The sequence below is a fragment of the Brachybacterium sp. YJGR34 genome, assembly GCF_003347015.1.
Classification (GTDB): Bacteria; Actinomycetota; Actinomycetes; order Actinomycetales; family Dermabacteraceae; genus Brachybacterium.
This window is the reverse complement of record NZ_PNFB01000021.1, coordinates 51,037-69,076: the sequence shown is the minus strand read 5'-3', so window position 1 is coordinate 69,076 and position 18,040 is coordinate 51,037. Positions and strand designations below refer to the sequence as shown.

Here is an 18,040-nt window from a genome sequence, read left to right as displayed (position 1 = left end):
CGACGCGATCGCTCGCGTCGGCCGTTCCCGTGTCAGCAGGTCTCAGGCGTCGGACCCGGCGCCCTCCGCGGCGGCGCTCCCGCCGGGCTCGCCCCGCGGGGCGGGCGGGGCGTCGACCCCCGCCTCCTTGCGCTGCTGCGGGGTGATCGGAGCCGGGGCGGCGGTCAGCGGGTCGTAGCCGTTGCCGGTCTTGGGGAAGGCGATGACCTCGCGGATCGACTCCTCCCCGGCGAGCAGGGCGACGATGCGGTCCCAGCCGAAGGCGATGCCGCCGTGCGGCGGGGCGCCGTACTGGAAGGCGTCCAGCAGGAAGCCGAACTTCTCCTGTGCCTCCTCCTCGGCGATGCCCATCACGGAGAACACCCGCTGCTGCACGGACTGGTCGTGGATACGGATCGATCCGCCACCGATCTCGTTGCCGTTGCAGACGATGTCGTACGCGTAGGCGAGCGCGGAACCCGGGTCGGTGTCGAAGCTCTCGAGGTACTCGGGCTTCGGTGAGGTGAAGGCGTGGTGCACCGCGGTCCAGGCGCCCTCCCCCACCGCGACGTCGCCGGCGGCGCGCGCGTCCGCGGCGGGTTCGAACATCGGGGCGTCGACCACCCACGCGAAGGCGAAGGCGTCGTGGTCGATGAGGCCCAGCCGCTCGGCGATCTCGCCGCGCGCCGCGCCCAGCAGGGCGCGCGAGGACTTCACGTCGCCGGCGGCGAAGAACACGCAGTCACCGGGCGCGGCGCCGACGGCCTCGCACAGTCCCGCCTTCTCCTGCTCCGAGATGTTCTTGGAGACCGGGCCCGTGAGGGAGCCGTCCTCCTGCACGAGCACGTAGGCGAGGCCCTTGGCGCCGCGCTGCTTGGCCCATTCCTGCCAGGCGTCGAGCTGGCGGCGCGGCTGCGAGGCGCCACCGGCCATGACCAGCGCGCCGACGTACGGCGCCTGGAAGACGCGGAAGGGGGTGTCGCGGAAGTACTCGGTCATCTCGACCAGCTCGAGGTCGAAGCGCAGATCGGGCTTGTCGGAGCCGAAGCGGCGCATCGACTCCGCGTAGGTGATCCGCGGGAACGGGGCGGAGATCGTGTGCCCGCCCTTGGCCCAGACCGCGGTGAGGATCTCCTCGGCGAGGGCGATCACGTCCTCCTGGTCCACGAAGCTCATCTCGACGTCGAGCTGCGTGAACTCCGGCTGGCGGTCCGCGCGGAAGTCCTCGTCGCGGTAGCAGCGGGCCAGCTGGAAGTACTTCTCGATGCCGCCGACCATGAGCAGCTGCTTGAACAGCTGGGGCGACTGCGGCAGGGCGTACCAGGAGCCGGGGGCGAGGCGGGCCGGGACCAGGAAGTCGCGGGCGCCCTCGGGGGTGGAGCGCGTGAGGGTCGGGGTCTCGACCTCGGTGAACCCCTGGTCCAGCAGGGTGTCGCGGGCGGCGCGGTTGACCTCGGAGCGCAGCCGCATGGCGGCGGCGGGGCCCTGGCGGCGCAGGTCCAGGTAGCGGTAGCGCAGGCGCGTCTCCTCGCCCACCTCGGAGTGCTCGTCGAGCTGGAAGGGCAGCGGTGCGGAGGCGCTGAGCACCTCCACCTCGGTCGCGGTCACCTCGAGGTCGCCGGTGGGGAGCTGGGGGTTCTCGTTGCCCTCGGGGCGGCGGTCCACGGTGCCGACGACGCGCAGCACGTACTCGTTGCGCAGGTGCATCGCCTCGTCCTCGCGCACGACCACCTGGGCGACGCCGCCGGCGTCGCGCAGATCGAGGAACGTCACGCCGCCGTGGTCACGGCGACGGCCGATCCAGCCGGTGAGGGTGACGGTCTGTCCGATGTGCTCCGAGCGGAGCTCACCGGCGGAATGGGTGCGCAGCACGAGGTGTCCTTCTGGTGGTGTCGACAGGGCCGGCTCCGCCGCACGTCACGACGCGCGGGGGCCTCCGCGCACGGAACGCGGGGCCCCCAGCCTACCGCGCAGGGTGACGTATCCCGCCACCTCGGCCCTGTTGCCCACGCCATCTCGGCCGTAGACTGGGAACCTGTCCGACCTGCAGAATTGCGGGTCCGTTCCGCCCGAGTTCGCCCGAGCCGCATCGTGCCTCGCACGAGCCTCGCCGCGCGAGATGTATGGGCATCCACGCCCTGCGACATGTAAGGGCATGTTCACCCCCTGACTGTCGAAGGACACCATGACTGACGCCGTCCCTGCCCCTGATCCCGCCACCGCGTCGGATCACGATGCCACCACTGCACCCGCGACGACCGAGGCCCCGGCCGCCCCGGAGCCCGAGGCCACCCCCGGATTCGACGCGATCGAGCTCCCGGCACCGCTGCGCCGCGCGGTCGACGAGCTCGGCTTCACCACTCCCTCGGCGATCCAGGCCCAGGCCATCCCCCCGCTGCTCGCGGGCGGCGACGTCATCGGCGTCGCCCAGACCGGCACCGGCAAGACCGCCGCCTTCGGCCTGCCGCTGCTGGCCGCGATCGATCCGGAGCTGCGGGAGGTCCAGGGCCTCGTGCTCGCCCCCACCCGTGAGCTCGCGATGCAGGTCGCCGACGCGATCTCCTCCTTCGCCACCGCCATCGGCGGCCTCGACGTGATCGCCGTCTACGGCGGCTCCCCCTACGGGCCCCAGGAGCGGGCGCTCAAGCGCGGCGCGCAGGTCGTCGTCGGCACCCCCGGCCGCGTGATGGACCACATGCGCCGCGCGAACCTGCGTCTGGACACCGTCCGCTTCGCCGTCCTCGACGAGGCCGACGAGATGCTGCGCATGGGCTTCGCCGAGGACGTGGAGGAGATCCTCTCCCACTCCCCCGACACCCGCCAGGTGGCGCTGTTCTCCGCGACCATGCCCGCCGCCATCGAGCGCGTGGCCAAGACCCACATGAAGGACCCGGTCCGGGTGCGGGTGACCCCGCAGTCCTCGACCGTCAAGTCCGTCAACCAGACCTACGCCGTGGTGCCCTTCCGCCACCGCACCGGTGCGCTGGCCCGCGTGCTCGCCACCTCCGACGCCGAGGCCGCGATCGTGTTCGTGCGCACCCGCGCCGCGGCCGAGGAGGTCGGCTCCGCGCTCGTCGGGCGCGGCCTGGTCGCCGCCTCGATCAGCGGCGACGTGCCCCAGAAGGAGCGCGAGAAGATCGTCGAGCGTCTGCGCGAGGGGACCCTGCAGGTGCTGGTCGCGACCGATGTCGCGGCCCGCGGGCTCGACGTGGAGAAGATCGGCCTGGTCGTGAACTTCGACGTGCCGCGGGAGCCGGAGGCCTACGTGCACCGTGTCGGCCGCACCGGGCGCGCCGGCCGCTCCGGCGAGGCCCTGACCTTCATCGGCCCCCACGAGCGGCGCGCGCTGAAGAACATCGAGCGCGCCACGAAGCAGACGCTCGCCGAGGCGGTCATCCCCTCCCCGCGCGACGTCTCCAAGCACCGTCTGGCGGCCCTGCTCGAGCAGGTCCCCGCGCGCATCGAGCGCGGTCGCCTCGAGCTGTACCGCGAGCTGATCGGCGAGTACGTCGCCGAGCACGAGATCGACCCGCTCGAGCTCGCCGCCGTGCTGGGGGCGATGACCGTGGGTGACGAGGGGCCGGGTGCCGCCTCCGAGGACGAGGAGTTCACCGGGGCGAAGCTCTCCGGGGAGGACCGTCAGCAGCGCGGCGACCGCGATCGCGGGCCCCGCGGCGAGGGCGCCAAGACCGAGCACGGCTACACCTCGTACAAGGTCGGCGTGGGCCACACCCACGGCGCGCGTCCCCCGGCCATCGTCGGGGCGATCACCGGCGAGGGCGGTCTGACCGGCAAGGACATCGGCAAGATCCAGATCTTCCCGAGCTTCTCCCTGGTGCAGATCCGCGGCTCCCTCGACGGCGAGCAGATGGCGCGCATCGGCCGCGCCCGGGTGGGCGGCCGCGAGCTGCGCATCGGTCCCGACCAGGGACCGCGCGGCGGCAAGGGTCCGCGCCGGGAGGGCGATCGGCCCTTCCGTCGCGACGGCGGCGACCGCCGCGATTCCCCGCGCCGCTCCTTCCACCGGCACGACAGCTGATCGACGTGCTGCGAGCTCGCGAGCGGCAGGAGATCAGCAGGTCCAGCAGAGCCTGATCGACCGGGCCCGCACAGCGAAGGACCCCGCCACCGTTCCCGGTGGCGGGGTCCTTCGGTCGTGCGGCGGGAGGTCAGGCGTTCTGCTCGCCCTGCTGCGCCTCGGCGTAGGCCTTGCGCACGTCCTCCATGTCGAGGTTCTTCACCTGGCCGATGAGGTCCTCGAGCGCGGTCTGCGGGAGGGCGCCGGCCTGGGAGAACACCGGGATGCCCTCGCGGTAGGCCACGAGGGTGGGGATCGAGGTGACGCCGTAGCGCATCGCGAGCTCCTGCTGGTCCTCGGTGTCGACCTTCGCGAAGGTGACGTCCTCGTGGGTCTCGGAGGACTCCTCGAAGATGGGGGCGAAACGCTGGCACGGCACGCACCAGCCCGCCCAGAAGTCGATGAGGACGATCCCGTCCTCGACGGTCGCGTCGTGGTTCTCGGTGGTCAGCGTGAGGGTAGCCATGCCGGGGCAACGCCGCGGCGCCGGGGATCATTCCCGCGGCGCCGCGATGTGACACAGCGCACCGCCTGGTGCACGGCGCGGCTCAGTCCTCGGCGTCCTCGGCGCCGCTGCCGGCGATCAGGCGCACGGATCGGTCCTCGGCCGGCGGCTCCCAGCGGGCGGCCTCCGCCGGCCCCTGCTCGCCGCTGCGGATGTCCTTGACCTCGTCCGCGGCGCCGTCGGCTCCCGGGAACCAGACGAAGGGGATGCCGCGACGGTCCGCGTAACGGATCTGCTTGCCGAGCTTCGCCGCCGTCGGGGCGACCTCGCAGGCGATGCCGCGCCCACGCAGCGTCCGCGCGACCGCCTCGCTCGCCCCGCGGTGCTCCTCATCGGCGACCGAGACCAGCACGCAGGTGGGAACGGGCCGGGAGGCGCGCACCAGGTCCGCGGAGAGCATCCGGGACACGAGGCGAGAGAGGCCGATCGACAGCCCCACGCCCGGGTAGGTGTGCCGGTTGTCCGCGGCGAGGGAGTCGTAGCGCCCGCCCGAGCAGATGGAGCCGAGGGACTCGTGGCCGCTGAGGAAGGTCTCGAAGACGGTCCCGGTGTAGTAGTCGAGGCCGCGAGCGATGGAGAGGTCGGCCAGGATCACGCCGGGGACGGCCTGCTCGACGCGCTCGATGACGGCGGTGAGCTCGGCGATGCCCTGCTCGACCATCTTGCCGGAGCCGCCGAGCGCGCGCACACGCTCGCCGAAGGAGGCGTCCCGGGTCCGGATCGCCGCGAACTCGAGGCAGGCACGCGCCTGCTCGGGGTCGGCCCCGGCCTCGGTCAGCAGCTGCTCGCGCACGGCCTCGGGGCCGATCTTGGGCAGCTTGTCCAGGACGCGCAGCACCGCGGTGTGGTCCGCGAGGCCCAAGGAGCGGAAGAACCCCTCGGAGAGGCGGCGCGTGTTGGCGTGGATCGTGAACGCCGGCAGCGGCAGACGGTCGAGGATCTCGGCCATGACCACGGCGACCTCGGCCTCGACGTGCCCGGGGAGGGTGTCCTGGCCGACCACGTCGAGATCGGCCTGGTAGAACTCGCGGAAGCGGCCGTCCTGCGGGCGCTCCCCGCGCCAGACCTTCTGGATCTGGAAGCGCCGCAGCGGGAAGGCGAGGTCGTTCTGGTGCTCGAGCACGTAGCGGGCCAGCGGCACGGTGAGGTCGAAGTGCAGCCCGAGGGTCCGGGACGGGTCGGTGCCGGCGTCCTCTCCCGGCGCGTCCTCCGCCTGGAGTCGCCGCAGCACGTAGACCTCCTTGTCGATCTCGCCCTTGCGCACCAGCTGCTCGAGGGGCTCGACGGCGCGCGTCTCGATGCCGGAGAACCCGTGCAGCTCGGCGACCTCGCGGAACACGTCGATCACGTGCTGCTCGACGAGGCGCTCGGCGGGGAGCCACTCGGGGAATCCGGACAGGGCGGAGATCTTCGCCATGCGGGGGCACATCCTTCAGGGGTCGTCTCGGGGGTGCGGGGTAGCCGGCGACCATTATCCCCCGGGCCCTGTGCGCGCGGTGGCGCGGACGAGGACGGGGGCGGGACGGGTCGGACGCGCCGTCCCGGTCGCTGTAGAGTTCCGGGACGTGGTCCCGCCCCGGGTCTCCCGGGGCTCCCATCGTGCCAGCCCGGCCACCGACCCTGGTGGCAGTGTCCCGCCCCGCAGCGGATCCCTTCGAAGGAGCTCAATCGTGAGCGAGTCCGAGACTCCCGTCCCCGCGTCGACCCCCGCCGATCAGACTCCTGGTCCGGCCGCCGACCCCAGCGCCGCGCCGAGCGCGACCCCTGCCGCCGCCGAGGCGCCGGATCCCGCCCCCGAGGAGGCCGCTCCCCAGGAGGCCGAACCCGACGAGGTCGAGCCCGCACCGTCGGCGACCGGCGCGGACGAGTCCGCCGGGGAGGCGACGGCCGAGCAGCCGGCCCAGGAGCAGCCCTCTCAGGTGCCGGCCGCGCCGGAGGCTCCGGCCGCCGGGACCGAGGAGGCGCCTACCGCGGCGCGCGAGAGCCGTCCGGCCCCCTCGCCCGGCCCGAGGCCCTCCCCGCCGTCCTCCGCAGCTCCGCGCCCGGCGGCGCCCTCCCCCGCGGCGCTCGCCGCGAAGAAGCCCTCCGCCGCGCTGCTGCCGCTGGCCCCGCCGGTCACCGAGTACGACCCGGAGCAGATCGAGGCCGCGACGGCCTTCGGGGCCGTCGCCGAGGACGGCACCGTCACCGTCCAGGACGGCACCCAGGTGCGCACGGTCGGCACCACCACGGAGACCGACCACCGCGCGGCGCTCGATCCCTACGCGCGCGGGTATCTGGATCTGGTCGCCTTCCTCGACCTCACGCAGTCCGCGCTCAACGCACCGGAGCACACGCAGAACGAGCTGAACCGGCTGCTGGAGAATCTGCGCAAGAACATGAAGGAGCCCAAGGTCGTCGGTGACATCCCGGCGCTGCGGGCACGGGCGAACGATCTGCGCGAGCAGGCCAAGGAGAAGATCCGGGAGCTCGAGGCGAAGCGGGCCGAGGGACGCGAGGAGGCCACGCGCCGTCGCACCGAGTTCGTCGAGTCGATCGAGTCCCTGGTGGCCACGGATCCGGAGCAGATCTCCTGGAAGAACGCCGGGGAGACCATGCGGCAGATGGTGCCGACATGGAAGCAGATGCAGTCCGAGGACGTCTCCCTGGACCGCCCGACGGAGGAGGCGCTGTGGAAGCGGCTCTCCGCGGCCCGCGCCACCTTCGACCGCATGCGCAAGCAGTTCTTCTCGAAGCTCGACGAGAAGCACGCCGAGGCGGCCACGTTCAAGGAGACCCTGATCGCCCGGGCGGAGGAGATGCAGAACTCCACCGACTGGGGCCCGACAGTGCGCGCCTACAAGGACCTCATGGACGAGTGGCGCCACGCCCCGCGCGGGAGCCGCAAGAAGGACGACGCCCAGTGGAAGCGGTTCAAGGCCGCGCAGGACACCTTCTTCCAGGCGCGCAACGCCGATCTCCACGAGACCGAGGCCGAGCAGCGTCAGAACCTCGAGGTCAAGCTCGCCCTGCTCACGGAGGCGGAGGCGATCGACCCGCGGGCGGACCTCGAGGCCGCGAAGAAGGCCCTGCGCTCGGTCCAGGACCGCTGGGAGGAGGCGGGCAAGGTGCCGCGCGGGGACATGCGGCGCGTCGACGACCGTCTCCGCGCCGTCGAGCGCACGGTCAAGGATGCGGAGAAGGACGAGTGGCGACGCACCGACCCGCGCACCAAGGCGCGCGTCGAGGGCGCCTCCTCGCAGCTGCACTCGGCGATCGCCTCGTACGAGGAGGCGCTCGAGAAGGCTCGCGCCGGTGGTGACCCGGAGAAGATCGCCGAGGCGGAGGCGGCGCTCGAGGCCCGCAGGGAGTGGCTCGCGGTCATCGAGCGCTCCGCCCGCGACCTGGGCTGACGCGCCCCGATCCCGCCCGCCGCAGCGCGGGCCGGGTCGCCGCCGCGGTTCCTCCCCCGTCCCCGTCCGTCCACAGTCGGACGGGGACGGCGCTCGTCCGTGGCACAGTCGGTCCATGCACCGGCCGCCCTCCTCGTGGACCCCGCCGCGGCGCCCCGCGACGGGTCGCGACGCCGCCGTCCCCTCGCCCTCGGTCCCGATCGGTCTGTGCGCCGCCTGGTCCCGGCACGCCGCGGAGCTCGCGGTGCCGCTCGGGGCGGCCCTCGAGCGCTGGGAGGAGACCCCCACCACCCGTCAGATGGTGGCCGACGGTCTGCTGGTGCGCCTGCTGCCCGGCATCCACATCCCGCCGGACATGCTGGACGGGGCCGTGCCCCGGGTGCTCGCCCTCGGCTGCGCTCTGGGCGAGCGTCTCCAGGCGCACCACGTGGTCGCCGGGCCCTCGGCCGCCTGGGTGATCCTCGGCGGGACGCCGCCGTCCCCCGCGGAGCTCCTCTCCCCCGCGCACCGCGGGGAGATCGCCGGAGTGCATCAGCGCTACTCGCGCCTGCTCCCCCGCGAGGTCGAGACCCTCGGAGGCGCCCCGGTGACGACGCCGGAGAGGACGGCCATGGACCTGCTGCGCTTCGCGCCCGACGGTGTGGCGCGTCCCGCATTGCACCGGCTCGTGGACGCCGGGCATCTCGCCCCGGAGGCCGTCGCCCGGAGGCTGGACGGGCTGCGGCGACATCCGGGGGCGCGTGCCGCGCGAAGACGGCTCGAGCGCATGCTCGCCGCCCCTGCGGGAGCCGCCTGAGCAGGAGGACGCGCCCTCGTGCGCCGGACGACGCGCGAGAGCTGCTCAGCGCGCGGAGAGCGGGGCGGCGGCCCCGACCGGTCGGCCGTCCGCCGTGACCCGGTAGACGTCGTAGACGCCCTCGACCTTCCGCACCTGGGCCAGCACGGCCTGCAGGTGCGAGGGGTCCGCGAGCTCGAAGCTGAAGTACGTGCTGGCCAGGCGATCGGTGTTCGACTGCGCCGAGGCGGACTGCAGGTTCACCTGCTGCTCCGAGATCACCAGGGCCAGGTCGGTGAGCAGTCGTGGCCGGTCCAGCGCCTCGACCTTGATGTGCACCAGGTACGCGGTGCTGTGGCGGCCCGACCACGCGACCTCGACCATGCGGTCGGCCTGCTGCTCCTGCAGCTGGATGGCGTTGGTGCAGGTGGAGTGATGGACGGAGATGCCGGAGCCGCGGGTGATGAACCCGATGATGGGGTCCCCCGGCACCGGCGCGCAGCACTTGGCGAGCTTGACCCACAGATCGGAGTGGCCGTCGACGATCACTCCCTGATCGGTCTCCGAGGTGTGCTGCTCGGCGCGGCTGCCGCGGCGGCGCACCTTCGAGGGCAGTGTGATCTCGGCGAGGTCCTCCTCCGCCCCGTCGGACCCGCCGAAGGAGGCGCGCAGCCGCTCGACCACGTGCTGCGCCCCGGTGTGTCCCTCGCCGATCGAGGTGTACAGCGCATCGACCGAGGGCTGGTGCAGGTCCGAGGCGACGGTCGCGAGGGTGTCGTGGGTGAGCAGACGGCGCATCGGCAGATCCTGGCGACGCAGCGCCTTGGCGAGCTCCTCCTTGCCCTTCTCGAGCGCCTCCTCGCGGCGCTCCTTGGAGAACCAGTGCCGGATCTTGCTGCGGGCGCGCGCCGACTTCACGAAGCCCAGCCAGTCCCGGCTGGGCCCGGCGTCGGGAGCCTTCGACGTGAACACCTCGACCACGTCGCCGGTGGACAGCGCGGACTCCAGGGAGACCAGTCGGCCGTTGACCCGGGCGCCGATGGTGCGGTGCCCCACCTCGGTGTGCACCGAGTAGGCGAAGTCCACCGGCGTCGACCCCTGGGGCAGCGCGAGCACGTCCCCCTTCGGGGTGAAGACGTACACCTCCTGGGTGGTGATCTCGAATCGCAGCGAGTCCAGGAACTCCCCCGAGTCCGTGGTCTCCTTCTGCCAGTCCATCAGCTGCCGCAGCCAGGCCGCGTCATTGGCGACGGGGCGGGACTCGTCGCCGCTCTGGCTCCCGGCCATCGCCTTGTACTTCCAGTGCGCGGCGACCCCGTACTCCGCGCGACGATGCATCTCCCGCGTGCGGATCTGGATCTCCACCGGCTTGCCCGTGGGGCCGATCACCGTCGTGTGCAGCGACTGGTAGAGGTTGAACTTGGGCAGCGCGATGTAGTCCTTGAAGCGCCCCTGCACGGGCGACCAGCGGGCGTGCAGGGTGCCCAGCACCGCGTAGCAGTCGCGCACCGTGTCCACGAGCACCCGCACTCCGACCAGGTCGTAGATGTCGGAGAAGTCGCGTCCGCGCACGATCATCTTCTGGTAGATCGAGTAGTAGTGCTTGGGTCGGCCGGTGACCTCGGCGCGGATCCTCGCCTTGCGCAGGTCGTCGTGGATCTGCGTGGAGACGGTGGCGAGGTACTGCTCGCGCGCGGGGGCGTGCTGCGCCACCAGCGAGACGATCTCCTCGTACACCTTGGGGTAGAGCACCTGGAAGGAGCGGTCCTCGAGCTCCCACTTCATCGTGTTCAGGCCCAGGCGGTGCGCGAGCGGCGCATAGATCTCCAGGGTCTCCTTGGCCTTGCGCTCCGCGGAGGCGGCGGGAACGTACTTCCAGGTCCGCGCGTTGTGGAGGCGATCGGCGAGCTTGATCAGCAGCACGCGCACGTCGCGGCTCATCGCCACGATCATCTTGCGCACGGTCTCGGCCTGCGCGGCCTCGCCGTAGGTGACCTTGTCCAGCTTGGTGACGCCGTCGACCATGACGGCGATGACCTCGCCGAACTCCTGGCGAAGCTGATCCAGCGAGTAGTCGGTGTCCTCCACGGTGTCGTGGAGAAGCGCGGCGGCCACCACTTCCGCCGGGGAGCCGAGCTCGGCGAGGATCGTGGCGACGGAGACCGGATGGGTGATGTACGGGTCGCCGCTGCGGCGTGTCTGTCCGCGGTGCGCGCGCTCGGCGACCGCGAAGGCGCGCCGGACGACGTCCAGGTTCTCCTTCGGGCTGACCGAGGACATCGTCTCCAGCAGCGGCACCAGCAGCGGGTCCGTCGCGGGGCCCGAGCGGGGTGCGAAGAAGGACAGCCGCGAGCGGGCCCGGCGGGGCGGGACCGAGGGCGACCGCGGTGAGACCGGGGTCGGCGGCGGCGCGCTGCTCTGCGAGGTCGATCCGGCGCTGTCGGGCCCGGGATCAGATGCGGGCTGCTCCTGCATGCGCACCTCCTTCGCTGGGATCCACCAGTCTACGCGTCCCCGGGGCGTCGACTCGACGCCGTCCGCAGCGAGCTGATCGGGCACGGGGACGGCCCGTGCGCGGCGTGAGAGGCGGGGCGCGACCGGCTCAGTTCGGCAGGGTCCACACGGCCGTCAGCGGCACGCCGGGCAATTTGTCGCGGCCGCCGAGGCCCTCGAGCTCGATGAGGAAGGAGGCGCCCAGCAGCTCCACCTCGAAGCGGTGGGCCAGCTCGATCGTCGCCGCGGCGGTCCCGCCGGTGGCGAGCAGGTCGTCGACGACGACGGTGCGGGCGCCCGCCGGCAGCGAGTTCTCCGGGATCTGGATCTCCGCGCTGCCGTACTCGAGGTCGTACCGCAGGCTGGCCGGATCCCCCGGCAGCTTGCCGGCCTTGCGCGCCGGGACGAAGCCGGCGCCGAGCTCGTAGGCCAGGGGCGCGCCGAGCACGAAGCCGCGGGCCTCGGTCCCCACGATGTACTCGATCCCGTCGGGCAGCATCGACGTCCAGTGCCGGATCACGGCGCGCAGCGCGGCGGCGTCCCGCAGCAGCGGCGTGATGTCGCGGAACAGCACGCCCGGGGTCGGGAAGTCGGGGTACTCGGCGATGTGCGTCCTGCGCAGCGCCTCCACCTGCTCCACCGTCGGCGGGGTCGTGGTCATCGGGTTCCTCCCTCGGTGGAACGGCGTCGACGCCGGGTGGTGCGGCGCGGCTGCCGACGTGCGGTGCGATCGGTGGCGAGTCCCGACCCCCCGGGCTCCTCGGCGGAGTCCTCCGCCGGGAGCTCGGCCGCGTGGTCGTCGTCCGGAGCGTCCTCGGGCTCGGTGCCGGCGTCGCTCGACCAGGAGTCGCCGGCATCGGCGACGGAGTCGGCCTCGGGTGCGGAGCCCTGCCCGTCACGGCGCGCGCGCAGGACCTGCTCGGTGTGGGCCACGATCCCGCGCTCGCGCCGGCGCAGGTCCACGAGGAAGCCCGGCGCGAGGAAGATCGAGGAGTAGGTGCCCGCGAGGATGCCGACGAACAGGGCCAGCGAGATGTCCTTGAGAGTCCCGGCGCCCAGCAGGAAGGCCCCGATCGCGAGCACCGATCCCACCGGCAGCAGCGCCACCACCGAGGTGTTGATCGAGCGCACCACGGTCTGGTTCGCCGCCAGCTCCACCTGCTCCTCGAAGGTGCGGCGGGTCTGCCCGGTGAGATCCTCGGTGTTCTCGCGCACCTTGTCGAACACGACGATGGTGTCGTACAGGGAGTACCCCATGACGGTGAGGAAACCGATCACGGTGCCCGGCGTGATCTCGAAGCCGACCACGCCGTAGACGGCCGCGGTGATGAGCATGTCGTGGACCAGCGCGCCCATCGCCGCGAGGGACGACTTGAGGTTGCGGAAGTACAGCGCCATCACGCCGGCGACCAGCAGCAGGAACACGATCACGCCGCGGATCATCGTCTGGGTGATGTCCGCGCTCCACACCGGACCGATGTACGAGGTGGAGACCTGATCGGTGGAGACGTCGTAGGCGCTCGCGAGGTCCTGGGCGACCGCCGCGGTCTCGGTGGAGTCGAGCTGCTCGGTCTGGACCCGCACCGTGTCCTGGCCCAGCACCGTGACCTTGGGCTCGTTGTCCGGCACGTGCTCGCGGACCACGTCACGGGCGGGGGCCTGCGCGGTGTCGGAGACGCCCGCGACCTGGAACTCGGACCCGCCGGTGAACTCGATGCCGAGGTTCGGTCCGCGCAGCACGGCGATGCTCGACAGCAGCACGATGCAGATCAGACTGATCGCGTACCACCGCCGGCGACGGGCCACGATCGGCACGGTGCGGCGCCCCGCGTGGAGGTCGTTGCCGAAGGTGGCGAAGTTCGCGGTCATCGGCCCTGCTCCTCGGTGTCGTCCTCGCCGGCGCGCTCGGCGCTCTCCGGCTCCTCCGTGTCCTCGTCCCCCGGGGCTCGGACCACCTGCTCGTCGGCCTCCGCCGGGACGACGCCCCCGACGGTCGCCGCCTCGGGCCCGCTGCCCTCGCGCTCGGCCGCCTCGCGCGCGAGGCGCGCACGGCGCACGGCGATCGGCTCACGCTCGACCTCGTCCTCGTCGGGGCTGCCGCGCTCCGCGGCGGAGCGCAGTCGCCCGCGACCCGCGTAGGCGGGCACCTGGCGACCCAGGCGCGCCGGGTCCAGGCCGCTCCACGGATGGCCCTTGCCGAAGAAGCGGGTGCGCACCAGGACCTGCAGGATCGGGTGGGTGAACAGGAAGACCACCACGAGATCCAGCAGGGTGGTCAAGCCCAGGACGAAGGCGAAGCCGCGCACGCTGCCGGTGGAGAGCGCATAGAGCACCACCGCGGCGAGGAGGTTCACCGCGTCGGAGGCGAGGATGGTGCGCTTGGCCCGGTCCCAGCCGTGGTCGACGGCCGCCGCGATGCCGCGGCCGTCTCGGATCTCGTCGCGGACGCGTTCGAAGTAGACGATGAAGGAGTCCGCGGTGAAGGCGATCGCGACAATCAGGCCCACCACACCAGCCAGCGAGAGACGGTAGCCGATCTCCGGGATGTTGGAGAGCACGGTGAGCATCTCGTAGGTCAGCACACCCGCGATCAGCAGGCTCGCGGTGGTGACGATCGAGAGAGCGCGGTACTGCGCGAACGCGTAGAGCACCACCAGCGCGAGACCGATCAGCCCGGCGATCAGACCCATCTCCAGCTGGTCGGCGCCGAGGGTCGCGGAGACCTGCTGCTCGGAGGCCACCTCGAACTCCAGCGGGAGCGCGCCGAAGCGCAGCTGATCAGCGAGCTGGCTCGCCTGCTCCTGGGTGAAGTTCCCCGAGATCGAGGCCTCGCCGCCCGGGGAGGGCTCCTGGACCTCAGGCGCGGAGATCACCAGGCCGTCGAGCACGATTCCGAAGGCCGACGTCGCGCCCTCGCCGCTGTACAGCGCCGAGGTCATGTCGGAGAACGACTGCGCCGTCTCGTCGTCGAAGCGCATGTTGACCACGTAGTAGCCGGTGGGCTGACCGGTGGGGGTGACGTCGGAGGCCACGGCGGCGCTCTCGATCCCGGACCCGGCGAGGACCTCGGGACCCAGCAGGTACTTCGCCGAGCCGTCGGGGGCGCAGGCCACCATGGGCTCCCCGGGCGGCGTGTCCGAGGCCGCCTCCTGCTGCGCGGCGGGATCCACGCAGTCCGCGGTCATCAACTCGTTCTGGATCTCCGGGGTCAGCCAGTCCAGCGACCATGCCGGATTCTCCAGCTCCTCCTCGTCGGGCGCCGGCGCGAGCGAGGAGTCCGTGCTCAGCGGGCCCGTGAAGAGCAGCTGCGAGGGATCTGCCGGTGCGCTCGAGGTCTCCTCGCCCGGGGCCGCGCCGCCGGCGTCGGAGGCGCCGCCGCCGTCGGAGGGCTGCGCCTCCCCCGTGGCCTCGGGTGCGACCACGCCCAGCACGGGCCGGAAGGACATCGCGGCGGTCGCCCGGATCGCCTCGGAGGTCTCCTGGTCGATCTGGCCGGGGATGTTGATGACGATGTTGGAGCCGCCCTGCACGGTGATCTCGGTCTCCGCGACGCCGAGGGCGTTGATGCGCTGGGAGATGATCTGCCGCGCCTGCTCCATGGCGGCGGGGTCGATGCTCGCCCCGTCCCGGGACTCGGCCTGCAGGATGACCTGCGTCCCGCCCTCGAGGTCGAGGGCGAGCTTCGGGGCCGGCTCCCAGCCGCCCTTCCAGACTCCGGCGCCGATCCCGCCGCCCAGCAGCAGGATCAGCACTGCAAGGGCCGCGAGGGCTATGCGACGTGCAGGCATGGGGAGAAGTTCCTCAGGACGGCGGTTGATCAGGGATCACGGACAGGGGACGGAGCGCGATCGCGCGGCCCGGGTGGGACGAGGTCACCATGAGGGGATCGCCCGCCCTCGGCGCCGCGGCGCTCAGCGGTCCTTGCGGTCGTCGTCCGATCGCGCCGGGTCCTCGGACACCGTCACGCCCGGGACGTCGTCACGGTGCTCGGCGTCCTGCTCGTCGGCGTCCTGCTCCTCGACAGCGTCCTCGCCCTCGGCGACGGCGGGCTCGAGGCCGTCGGCCTTCATCGCGATGGCCTGGCGGGCCCACTTGGTCTGGCTGCCGTCCTCGGACTCGAGGACGACGACGTCGTCGAAGGACTCGACGATGAGGCCGTAGAAGCCGGAGTGCGTGCGCACCTCGTCCCCGACGCCGAGCTGGTTGATCAGCTCCATCTGCTTCCGCTGCGCCTTCTTCTGCCGGTTCGACATGAACAGCAGGGGCAGCATCATCACGGCGAAGATGAGCAGGAGGGGGAGGAACGATTCCACGGAGATCCTTTCGGCGGACAGCCCCGGTCCGTGCGCTCATGCGCCGGCCGGTCCTGCCGCGGACGACTGACCGTCACACTGTACCCGCCGTCGATGCGGATGCCTCTCAGGGGCGCGCCTCGCAGACGCGCACCGCTCAGAAGCGGCCGAGCATGGGCGCGGTGCCCTCCTCGCCCGCCGGCGGCTCGAGCCCCAGGTGCCGCCAGGCCGCAGGAGCCGCGGCGCGGCCGCGCGCCGTGCGCAGCAGGAAGCCCTCGCGCACCAGGTACGGCTCGACCATCGTCTCCACCGTCTCGGTCTCCTCCCCCACCGCGACGGCGAGGGTCGACAGTCCCACGGGACCGCCGTCGAAGCGTCCGCACAGCGCCGCGAGGACCGCGCGGTCCAGCCGGTCCAGGCCGCGTTCGTCGACCTCGTAGACGCGCAGCGCCTCCTGGGCGGCGGCGAGGTCCAGCCGCCCGCTCCCGCGCACCTGGGCCCAGTCCCGGACCCGACGGAGCAGCCGGTTCGCGATCCGCGGCGTCCCGCGCGAGCGGGAGGCGACCTCGATCCCGGCGGAGTCCTCGAGATCGACCTCGAGACGGACCGCGGAGCGCCGCACCACCTCGCGCAGCTCCTGGGGCGAGTAGAAGTCGAGGTGCCCGATGAAGCCGAAGCGGTCGCGCAGGGGCGCCGGGAGCAGCCCCGCCCGGGTGGTCGCGCCGACCACCGTGAAGGGCGGCAGGTCCAGGGGGATCGAGGTGGCGCCCACGCCCTTGCCCACCACGACATCGACCCGGAAATCCTCCATCGCGATGTACAGCATCTCCTCGGCGGGGCGCGGCAGACGGTGGATCTCGTCGATGAACATCACCTCGCCCTCGTCGAGGGAGGAGAGGATCGCGGCGAGATCGCCGGCGTGCTGGATCGCGGGGCCGGAGGTGATCCGCAGGGGTGCGGACAGCTCCGCGGCGATGATCATGGCCAGGGTCGTCTTGCCCAGGCCCGGCGGACCGGACAGCAGCATGTGCTCCGGGGCGCGGCCGCGGGCGGCGGCGGCGTCGAGCACCAGCGAGAGCTGATCGCGCACCACCTGCTGACCCACGAACTCGTCGAGCCGGCGCGGGCGCAGCGCCGCCTCCGCCGTGCGCTCCGGAGGACCGGACTCGGGGCTGGTCAGGCCCTGCTCGCTGCCGGGGAGGTCCTCCTGCCCCGGGCCCGCCGCTCCCGGTCCGCTCATCGGTGGCCCCCGAGACCTCGCAGGGCCCGTCGCAGCAGCTCCGCGGCGTCGAGGGCCTCTCCGCCCTCGGCGGCGGCCTCCTCGACCGCGCCGAGCGCCGCCTTCTCCTGCCAGCCCAGACCGACCAGGGCCTCGACCACATCCGCCGTCACGCCACCGACGGCGCCGGCGGGTCCCGCGGCCGCGGCGCCGTCCGGGACGACCGGGCCCCCGGCCGGCGCGGGCAGCTTCCCGCCCAGCTCGAGCAGCATGCGGCCGGCGACCTTCGGACCGATGCCGGGAGTGCGGGTGAGCGCCTTGGTGTCCTGCTCGGCGACCGCGCGCCGCAGCTCCTCGGGCTCGAGCACCGCGAGCACCGCCAGGGCGGTCCGCGGGCCGATGCCGGAGATCGACTGGACGATCCGGAAGGTCTCCGCCTCCTCGTGCTGCGGGAAGCCGTAGAGGGTCATCGAGTCCTCGCGCACGATCAGCTCGGTGTGCAGCGTGAGCTCGGCGTCGTGACGGGTGGCGGCGAGCGCCTCCGGGGTGGTGCGGACGAGGTAGCCGACGCCGCCCACGTCCAGCACCAGGGAGTCGAGGTCGATGCGGGCCACTCGCCCGGTCAGGGATGCGATCACCCGTCCACCCTAGAACACCTGTTCGATCAGTGGTGGGAGGTCGAGCGCTCCCGGGCGCGTCGGGCCTCGCGCTCCGCCTGCGCCCAGACCGCCTGGGCGCTCGTGCGGGCGCCCCCGGTGGAGTCCAGCGCGACGGGCCCCGGTCCGCGCCAGAGCTGGGTGAGCGCGATCGCGACGGCGTCGGAGGCATCGGCCGGCTGGGGGGCCGCGTCGAGGCCCAGCAGCTTCACGAGCACCGTCTGGATCTGCTTCTTGTCCGCCCGGCCGCTGCCCGTGACCGCCGCCTTCACCTCGGAGGGGGTGTGCTGGGCCGTGGGGATCCCGCGCTCGGCGGCCTCGAGCAGCACGATCCCGGAGACCTGCGCGGTGCCCATCACGGTGGAGATGTTGTCCTGGCTGAAGACGCGCTCGACGGCGACCGCATCGGGCCCGTGCTCGTCCATCACCCGCCGCAGGCCCCGGGCGATCATCAGCAGGCGCTCGTCCAGCGGGGCGTCGGAGGGCGAGCGGAGCACCCCGGCATGCACGAGCCGCGCGCGCCGACCGCCCAGGGCGTCGACGACCCCGATCCCGCAGCGGGTGAGCCCGGGGTCCACCCCGAGCACGCGCAGGGTCGCCATCATCGACTCCTCACGGCGGACGGAGCGGTCCCGTCGCCGGCGACCGCCC

14 protein-coding genes are annotated in these 18,040 nt (G+C 72.7%); 3 read left to right on the top strand and 11 right to left on the bottom strand.

The genetic code is table 11. The annotated features are described in order from the left end of the window. Positions 1 to 42: 42 nt before the first annotated feature. A complete protein-coding gene (gene aspS, locus CXH06_RS15365) occupies positions 43 to 1,851 on the bottom strand; it encodes an aspartate--tRNA ligase (RefSeq protein WP_114856070.1) in 1,809 nt (602 codons plus the stop codon). Positions 1,852 to 2,164: 313 nt separating this feature from the next. Here aspS and CXH06_RS15360 point away from each other — a divergent pair, with 313 nt between their 5' ends. After that, complete coding sequence (locus CXH06_RS15360) at positions 2,165 to 4,018, top strand: DEAD/DEAH box helicase (RefSeq protein WP_114856069.1); 1,854 nt, start codon at positions 2,165 to 2,167, stop codon at positions 4,016 to 4,018. Positions 4,019 to 4,148: 130 nt separating this feature from the next. Here the strand turns inward: CXH06_RS15360 and trxA are convergent, their stop codons facing one another. Both trxA and hisS read right to left on the bottom strand, forming a co-directional pair. Further along, the gene (trxA, locus tag CXH06_RS15355; RefSeq protein ID WP_114856068.1) at positions 4,149 to 4,523 is read right to left on the bottom strand and encodes a thioredoxin; all 375 of its coding nucleotides are present in this window, start codon (positions 4,521 to 4,523) and stop codon (positions 4,149 to 4,151) included. Between the two features lie 82 nt (positions 4,524 to 4,605). Then, positions 4,606 to 5,979: a histidine--tRNA ligase gene (gene hisS, locus CXH06_RS15350; protein ID WP_114856067.1), complete on the bottom strand. Its 1,374-nt coding sequence runs from the start codon at positions 5,977 to 5,979 to the stop codon at positions 4,606 to 4,608. Between the two features lie 253 nt (positions 5,980 to 6,232). On the opposite strand from hisS, the gene CXH06_RS15345 reads away from it, so the two are divergent. Together CXH06_RS15345 and CXH06_RS15340 are read left to right on the top strand one after the other, a co-directional pair. After that, a complete protein-coding gene (locus CXH06_RS15345) occupies positions 6,233 to 7,954 on the top strand; it encodes a DUF349 domain-containing protein (protein WP_114856066.1) in 1,722 nt (573 codons plus the stop codon). Positions 7,955 to 8,069: 115 nt separating this feature from the next. Continuing rightward, the gene (locus CXH06_RS15340) at positions 8,070 to 8,750 is read left to right on the top strand and encodes a hypothetical protein (protein WP_198684088.1); all 681 of its coding nucleotides are present in this window, start codon (positions 8,070 to 8,072) and stop codon (positions 8,748 to 8,750) included. Between the two features lie 45 nt (positions 8,751 to 8,795). Here the strand turns inward: CXH06_RS15340 and CXH06_RS15335 are convergent, their stop codons facing one another. The 8 genes from CXH06_RS15335 to ruvC form a co-directional block, all read right to left on the bottom strand. Then, positions 8,796 to 11,204: a RelA/SpoT family protein gene (locus CXH06_RS15335; protein ID WP_114856065.1), complete on the bottom strand. Its 2,409-nt coding sequence runs from the start codon at positions 11,202 to 11,204 to the stop codon at positions 8,796 to 8,798. Between the two features lie 127 nt (positions 11,205 to 11,331). Then, the gene (locus CXH06_RS15330; protein WP_114856074.1) at positions 11,332 to 11,883 is read right to left on the bottom strand and encodes an adenine phosphoribosyltransferase; all 552 of its coding nucleotides are present in this window, start codon (positions 11,881 to 11,883) and stop codon (positions 11,332 to 11,334) included. Next, the gene (gene secF, locus CXH06_RS15325; RefSeq protein ID WP_157975775.1) at positions 11,880 to 13,091 is read right to left on the bottom strand and encodes a protein translocase subunit SecF; all 1,212 of its coding nucleotides are present in this window, start codon (positions 13,089 to 13,091) and stop codon (positions 11,880 to 11,882) included. The genes CXH06_RS15330 and secF overlap by 4 nt, the downstream gene beginning before the upstream one ends. Next, a complete protein-coding gene (gene secD / locus CXH06_RS15320) occupies positions 13,088 to 15,010 on the bottom strand; it encodes a protein translocase subunit SecD (RefSeq protein WP_114856064.1) in 1,923 nt (640 codons plus the stop codon). The genes secF and secD overlap by 4 nt, the downstream gene beginning before the upstream one ends. Positions 15,011 to 15,133: 123 nt before the next feature. After that, a complete protein-coding gene (gene yajC, locus CXH06_RS15315) occupies positions 15,134 to 15,535 on the bottom strand; it encodes a preprotein translocase subunit YajC (protein ID WP_232820384.1) in 402 nt (133 codons plus the stop codon). 136 nt (positions 15,536 to 15,671) lie between these two features. Continuing rightward, entirely contained in the window at positions 15,672 to 16,754 is a 1,083-nt protein-coding gene (gene ruvB / locus CXH06_RS15310; RefSeq protein ID WP_114856063.1) for a Holliday junction branch migration DNA helicase RuvB, read from the bottom strand. Then, complete coding sequence (gene ruvA, locus CXH06_RS15305; protein ID WP_114856062.1) at positions 16,751 to 17,371, bottom strand: Holliday junction branch migration protein RuvA; 621 nt, start codon at positions 17,369 to 17,371, stop codon at positions 16,751 to 16,753. The genes ruvB and ruvA overlap by 4 nt, the downstream gene beginning before the upstream one ends. Positions 17,372 to 17,397: 26 nt before the next feature. Then, entirely contained in the window at positions 17,398 to 17,991 is a 594-nt protein-coding gene (ruvC, locus tag CXH06_RS15300; protein WP_114856061.1) for a crossover junction endodeoxyribonuclease RuvC, read from the bottom strand. Positions 17,992 to 18,040: the final 49 nt, after the last annotated feature.

Coding starts and splice junctions, on each gene's coding strand:
- CXH06_RS15360 (WP_114856069.1), top strand. CDS start 2,165: ATGACTGACGCCGTCCCTGCCCCTGATCCCGCCACCGCGTCGGATCAC.
- trxA (WP_114856068.1), bottom strand. CDS start 4,523: ATGGCTACCCTCACGCTGACCACCGAGAACCACGACGCGACCGTCGAG.
- hisS (WP_114856067.1), bottom strand. CDS start 5,979: ATGGCGAAGATCTCCGCCCTGTCCGGATTCCCCGAGTGGCTCCCCGCC.
- CXH06_RS15340 (WP_198684088.1), top strand. CDS start 8,070: ATGCACCGGCCGCCCTCCTCGTGGACCCCGCCGCGGCGCCCCGCGACG.
- CXH06_RS15335 (WP_114856065.1), bottom strand. CDS start 11,204: ATGCAGGAGCAGCCCGCATCTGATCCCGGGCCCGACAGCGCCGGATCG.
- CXH06_RS15330 (WP_114856074.1), bottom strand. CDS start 11,883: ATGACCACGACCCCGCCGACGGTGGAGCAGGTGGAGGCGCTGCGCAGG.
- secF (WP_157975775.1), bottom strand. CDS start 13,091: ATGACCGCGAACTTCGCCACCTTCGGCAACGACCTCCACGCGGGGCGC.
- secD (WP_114856064.1), bottom strand. CDS start 15,010: ATGCCTGCACGTCGCATAGCCCTCGCGGCCCTTGCAGTGCTGATCCTG.
- ruvB (WP_114856063.1), bottom strand. CDS start 16,754: ATGAGCGGACCGGGAGCGGCGGGCCCGGGGCAGGAGGACCTCCCCGGC.
- ruvC (WP_114856061.1), bottom strand. CDS start 17,991: ATGGCGACCCTGCGCGTGCTCGGGGTGGACCCCGGGCTCACCCGCTGC.